The organism is Endozoicomonas atrinae, from assembly GCF_001647025.1.
Lineage (GTDB): Bacteria > Pseudomonadota > Gammaproteobacteria > Pseudomonadales > Endozoicomonadaceae > Endozoicomonas > Endozoicomonas atrinae.
The window spans coordinates 1-6,710 of record NZ_LUKQ02000274.1 but is presented as its reverse complement, the minus strand read 5'-3'; the positions used below and the strand labels follow the sequence as shown (position 1 = coordinate 6,710).

The following is a 6,710-nucleotide window of genomic DNA, read 5'->3' as shown; positions in this document are numbered from 1 at the left end:
ATCATCCTGAGTTTTAATCTGACTGGCTATTTGATCTACCAGTTTTTCGTTGATTTCAACGCTCATTGTTATTCTCCATTTTGGAGTATTAACGACAAGCGTTTACACAATTTAAATTACATTCCCGAATAATTACCTAACCCACTTTGAAGCCAATTAAATTCACCCTGATATGCTCGGGCTCTGTTGGTATAAGCTTCCTTTTTCAGCTCAAACCAGGGTAACCGATGAAGCTGCGAACTTGCAGCTTCATCGGCTTTATCAATCAAATAACAGGGTTACTTCTTCCAGGTTCGGCTGAAGCATTGATATTGATTCAGTCGCAGAATATTCGGCACATGAGTTACTTACAAAAACAGTTCTATGTCTCCATAGTAGCTCAACGCATTTGCTTTTGTCTGATAATGAAAGCCCAAAACCTCTCTGAATTCTGGCGCAACTCTGCACCTAACCGCGGCTGTCAGCTGCTTTAATTAATGACCGGGTAATGACGCAACCAGTTTTTCTACACACTGCAACATGTTAAATGAGCGAAGAGTTTTATGGCTATAAATTTCTTCATCCGATACCTGTTCCAAGTCTATATCTAAATCACACGCTGCAGCATGACGTAACTCTTCTTCAAACTGATCCTGAACATCATCCATATGGTGTTCTGGTACGCCAAAGTACTCCAATAAGTTGGACAGGTATTGCTGAGCCAGATAATTCAGCTCTGCACCATCCTTGTAGCCATCAAAAGGACTCGTTATCTCACTGGTTATAAAATGCTCTCTTTCCTTATCTGAGATCAGATAAATGGGAAGTGCTTTATTATGTCTTTCCAAAGCAAACCGCTGTATGCATCTTGCCTGAACTTGGGATTTACTTCGTTTTTGACACTCATACAAATAAAAGCCGGGGGTACTTTCAGGAAAAAAAGAAGCGATCACTTCGTTATGAATTTCTTTATGACCTTCAGATGTGGCTTTTCTTATTTTTTCACCCAAACGATCCAATGAGTGATGCTGTGATTTGATCCGTTTAACGCTGCCATTTCCTGATGTTGTCATAAGCTGCCCCCAGTCTTCCTGATGATTCTGGGTAGCATTACCGTAAACCTTATGCTTTTCAGCTAATGTTAAACCTTTTCCGGTATGGCTTGCAGAGCCATCCGTAAACACCCTGACAGAATCTACATCCCCCGCATAGGCCTTAAAGACGGTTGACTTGTTGGCATCGTATAAAATACCCATTCGACCATAAATCTTACCTTGAGGAACAAGAAGACAGCATGATCGATTTCTAACCCCTTTACGGTAATCTTTCAACTGGCCAACATCTGAGAATAAATGATCCAGCTCAATGGACAATGAGGCAAAACCGCCATGTGACCGGGCTAATAGCTGGTGATCATTACTCAGATCTTCGAGCCTGTCTCTTTTATCCTTTAGCTGCTCTGTGGTCGCAGTGCTTTCCACCGGGTCTGAAGGTGCTTTTGCAATAGCCCATTGATCCATACCAGACAGTGCCAGCCTTCCCTGCTCTTTCTGGCCTAGCCCTTTCTGGTAACCAGCATGATTCTCAACATCATACCCACTGAAAGATCCTGTGCCTTTTGGCGTTTCAGTAAGCTCAGGAGAAGTTGTTGAAAAATCAGGTAATTTATTAGCATCTGGTTTTTCTATAGCCATAATGAATTGAAATTATTATTAATAATTTCAATATAGCATGATGAAAAATGGCATTCCCATGGCGAGCTTCCACCACTTAGTACGACAGCCAGTAACCATTTTTATGATTGCAAAAAATATCGGATTGGAGCTATTTGGCCACATGCCTGATTGAGAGCACCCCGATACCTGGATCACTCAAATATCAAGCTTTAAACTGTTTTAGCGATAATTATTGATTAAAGAACCGGTTAGGGACTCAAAGGGATGAAGAGTGCGCCATTACCAGAGAATGAAGCTGAACGGCTACAGACGCTATTACAGCTGGATATTCTCGATACCCTGGAAGAACAGTGTTACGACGACCTGACACTGCTGGCAGCACAAATTTGTGGAACCCCTATTGCCCTGGTCAGTTTGATCGATAAGGATCGTCAGTGGTTTAAATCCCATTATGGGCTGGCAGCCCGGGAAACACAGCGGGACTACGCTTTTTGTGCTCACGCGATTCTAGAAGAAGGCCCCTTTGTGGTTATGGACGCCGATAAGGATGAGCGTTTCAGTGATAATCCTCTTGTAACAGGGGACCCTCTTGTTAAATTTTACTCAGGGATGCCGCTCGTTCTTGAGAATTCGATGCCTGTAGGAACACTCTGTGTTATTGACCATATACCCAGAGAGCTTTCTGAAAGTCAGCTAACGGCGCTGGAAGCCCTTTCCCGTCAGGTTGTCAGCAATCTTGAGTTGCGCCTCAAAGTCAGGCAGTTACAGGAGCTTGATAGCATCAAGAATAGTATTATATCACTGATATCCCATGAGCTCAGGACTCCAGTGACATCGATAAAGGGCTCCCTTCAATTGCTGCTTTGCGGGGGGGATTGTTCACTGACAACCGAAGCGGCTTCCCTTGTGGAAATAGCCGCCCGTAACAGTGACCGGTTACTGGCAGTGGTTAATGATATTCTGGATATCAGCAAGATAGATGAGGGTAAGCTGGACCTGAATATCCAACAGCATTCATTACCTGAGATTGTGGAAGAAGCTGTTGAGCTGAATCAGTCATTTGTAGAAAAATGCAATTGTCAAATACAGCTTAATAAACCGACTGACAGCAAAAGCCTCGATATTTCTGTAGATAAGGGGCGGCTGATACAGGTAATGACTAACCTGATTTCCAATGCGGCCAAATTTACATCCACTGGAGATACTATTGTTGTGGCTATTGATAGTATCGATGGAGAAAGGGCCAAGGTTTCGATTATTGATCACGGTCAGGGAATTTCTCTGGCAGATCAGCCATCTATTTTTAAACGCTTTCCTGGATGTTCATCAACCAATGAAAAGATTCCAGGTACTGGCCTGGGACTTAATTTATGCAAATCATTAATTGAGGCAATGGGTGGCGAAATCGGGTTTGTGTCGACCCCAGGTAGAGGCAGCGATTTTTATTTTACCTTTCCCTGTTGAAAATAGCGCTTTCCCACAGAACCTGTGACTCAATAAAAGCCTGCAATATCCGCCCTACGAAGAAATAGGATTCCCTTTGTGCTGCTCAGGAAATTCAACAAAGCTTTGCCCTGGAGTTGAGTCTTCCAATATAGACTGAACATACTGATTAAAAGCCTCAGCAAAATCGAACGGCCCTTTACCTGCATTTTCCATCAGTGGAAATGAAAAGCTGGGGTACCCACGACCTTCTGCATTCTCAAAATCGAGAAACAGGGCGGTTGTGAGACAGCCATTGCGGTCCCTAAGGCCTGTAAAATTATAATCTGAAAACAGAAAGTCAACGTTAGCCTCCTTTGCATACCGCTTGACCATTTCAACCAGGCGAGCCACATCCTTCATAACCGGATTATCAAGAACTGAACGCTGAATAATGTCAAAAGGAACAGGAGCCATTTCCAGTTGGTCCGGCCCGATAACGGGTAAGGTTTTGCTGGAAAAACGAATGTTTAACGCCTCAAGTCTTGGGGCAATGGACTCCCGCCACGCACGAACATCAGTCAAACATTGATAAAGCCATGACAGGTCTACAACAGTACAACTAAAGGCATACGTACAGATTTTGTTCCTTAACTTATTGGCTGTACGGCTGACAGAAGTGTTTTGTAATTCATCCTTATTATTATTATGCTCTTCCAGCTTAACAAGCAGACTTGTCCACTGGGACTCCATCAAATCTTCATACTCCTTACGCTTTTCAGGGCTCAGACTCTCAAGGCCACAGGAACTCTCACCCAAAGGCAGGCCACTTAAGGTTGCGTCACTGCCTAAATCAAGATCAACATGTTGACTATTGATACCTTCCAGCCCAAGGGCTCTTAACTGATGATTGACTGGCCTGGTTTCATCAAATGGATAGACTGTCGGTTGCGCTTTCTCCTTTCTCTGCGGTTTCATATGGGGGACTGACGAGTGCGATTGCGCTGACCGTGCCGCTAAATCCGGCCAGCCGTCACGTGCTTCATGACTGGCGGAGTGGAATACATTTTCATGAACTCCTGCCTCTCCCCCCTGTGCCACAGAGTCATTCATCGACACAGGAGCATTGTTGGCTGGTGCTCTCATAACCCCATTCGAATCAAGCATGAAAAACAACCTCTGGCCTTAAAAATCCCATGCTTGAAAAATCCCATGCTTGGACTTTAATAAGACGGGGTTGGTTCACTTTTTAAAAAAATACGGAGATGACGGCAGTTATTCAGAATCGTCTTCCACGACGTCGCTGTTACCAGACCCAAGCTTATTGGTATGTTGAACTTAATGGGTCATGGACAGGTCTTTTTATAGCTATTTAAATCAAAAATGTTGGTTTACTTTATGAATCCAAGCTTTCCTCACCAAACTGGCAATTTGTTTTACCCACCAGACTCCAGGCAACAGCATACCGCCTATGACCAATACGCTAATAATGGCCCATATCCGGCTAAAACCATTCCACAAGAACAGGTTAATTACACCAACCCCACTCGAACACAAGGCCTGAAGCCCAGTCAGCAGCATTTTCATGTCGAACAATTTTTAACTACCCCATTACAGCCCGGTCGCGTTAGAGCTGGCTATACCCACCAGACGTATATAAATCAGCAGCCGCAACACAGACCTGTACCCCCTGCCACATCAATGTTCAATTGTGGAGCTTCCAGCACCAATAGACCAGCCACCTATCATCAATCAACAAACCATTGCAGAGGCTCGCACCTGACAGCAGACAACAACCCATACATACCAGCGCAAGCTCATCAGGTTAACAATACTTTTTCCACAAACCTTTTCTCCAGCCCCGGCGTAAGCAGCTATCCAAACACGGCTCAATGGAGTCAGCCACCTGCTGTAAAACCCGCAGCTGATCTAACAATAGAAAAGGATAACGATGCATTCCTGAGAGAAATGTGTGAAAGCCAACCCTATACAGCGCGCAATCAAATGCACAAGGCTGGCCCAGCCTTTACGACCTGCCAGCCAGCAAGGACTCCTGGCAGTCGAATTGTTTCTATAGGTGCGTACTTACCAGGCGCGACAGAGTCAGCTCCCCTGCCATGTATGCAAGGCAATCACGCCTTCCATCAGCCTGCGGTTACATACCATGATTTCAGGGCAGGCGGTAATGCTGATGCTACAGGCTACGGGTACCCGCCTTTTACAGAAACACCCGTAAAATCAGATAAGCTTGTACATGACGCCACTGCTTCATCTTCCCTGAAACGTTCACACAATCCGGATTGGAACCATCCTGAAAATTTGGAAGCGCTTCAACCCATAAAATTTTCCCGGCAAGCCATGGCTTACAACAGCGGCGAAGCCATGAGTTCAAGTAGCTCCTCTCACACAAGTTTATATCCTGCGAGCCAAATGAAGCAGATGATGCCTCCTGACGCTTTACAACGCAGAGTGAGTCTACAGACTGGCTACTGTTCGTCCGGTAGTGTTCATGCTCATAAGGGGCAATTCCTCCCCAAGACCGAAGCCTTCACAAACCGTGAGGTGCGTAACGTCTCAACACCACTTGAACAAAACCTCACGGCCAGCCCTTCACACCTTGTGCAGCCAACAATGCTCCAGCATTCGGTAACCAGTACCTTAACGCCAGCCTCATCAAGCACTAAAGAGTGGCCCTGCTCATCACCCTTGAGTACTCCCACAGTTAAATCCGAGCCAACCGGTTTCGACACACTACAACAAAGCATGGGAACCCCTGATACCAGGACAAGAAAAACCAGTAAAGAAACACAACAGCTAACCCCGACACCTGAAAGCAACGCTTCAGATGACATAGAAAATCTACCTGATTTTCATCCAGAAGCTCCTGAATTTGACCGGCAATCTAAAGAAATTAAGTCATTAATCCGTGAGAGCCAAAGGATACTCGGCATACAAGATTTGGATTTACCCTGGATTACCACCGCACACATATTGATCATTGCCGCAGATGCAATCGATGGTTTCATATTAGAAACAACAATGCACATATTACGGTTTGGGCATGTAAATAGCCTGCCAGATAAGCCAGATAATCCATTAGAAAATGTCGATCAGAAGATAGCTGAGGTAGTCAGCGACTGGTATGGAAAAAGTGAATCACATCAAATTAAAGATGAATACATAGAACTTTTAAATACAGTCAATAGATATAGAAAAGAGAAGAATAAATTAACATTTCAGAATGATGCTGCTTATAATTATAAAAGCGTCCTTAAAAAAGCAGCTGCTATTTTAAGGAATGAAAGGAATACAAAGGGTACACATCACTTACCAGCAAAGAATGAAAGAGCCAACCTTCTTGAATTCATTCAAAGTGCCATAGAAGGAAGTGCGAAAGAGACGTTCAAAGAACAAGAAGAGCAGCAGACAGGCTAATAAGGAGAGCAGGTAAACAATAACGATAGCCTCTTTGATCATCACTTTTATGGTTGAATTCCTTGAGGCTAGGGAATGTAATTTAAATTGTGTAAACGCTTGTCGTTAATACTCCAAAATGGAGAATAACAATGAGCGTTGAAATCAACGAAAAACTGGTAGATCAAATAGCCAGTCAGATTAAAACTCAGGATGATC

4 protein-coding genes are annotated in these 6,710 nt (G+C 44.1%); 2 read left to right on the top strand and 2 right to left on the bottom strand.

Translation table 11 applies throughout. The features are described 5' to 3' along the window. Nucleotides 1-473: 473 nt before the first annotated feature. Nucleotides 474-1,673 (bottom strand): hypothetical protein, encoded by a 1,200-nt coding sequence (locus tag AK963_RS23860; protein WP_066017900.1) that lies wholly within the window; start codon nucleotides 1,671-1,673, stop codon nucleotides 474-476. Nucleotides 1,674-1,919: 246 nt separating this feature from the next. Here AK963_RS23860 and AK963_RS23855 point away from each other — a divergent pair, with 246 nt between their 5' ends. Then, nucleotides 1,920-3,119 carry a GAF domain-containing sensor histidine kinase gene (locus tag AK963_RS23855; protein WP_066017899.1) on the top strand — a complete coding sequence of 400 codons (1,200 nt, stop codon included), beginning with the start codon at nucleotides 1,920-1,922 and terminating at the stop codon, nucleotides 3,117-3,119. Between the two features lie 54 nt (nucleotides 3,120-3,173). Here the strand turns inward: AK963_RS23855 and AK963_RS23850 are convergent, their stop codons facing one another. Next, a complete protein-coding gene (locus tag AK963_RS23850; protein ID WP_066017898.1) occupies nucleotides 3,174-4,244 on the bottom strand; it encodes a hypothetical protein in 1,071 nt (356 codons plus the stop codon). 231 nt (nucleotides 4,245-4,475) lie between these two features. Between AK963_RS23850 and AK963_RS32400 the strand changes: the two genes are divergently transcribed. Beyond that, on the top strand, nucleotides 4,476-6,512 hold the full coding sequence (locus AK963_RS32400; RefSeq protein WP_139117619.1) for a hypothetical protein: 2,037 nt from the start codon (nucleotides 4,476-4,478) through the stop codon (nucleotides 6,510-6,512). Nucleotides 6,513-6,710 lie beyond the last annotated feature (198 nt).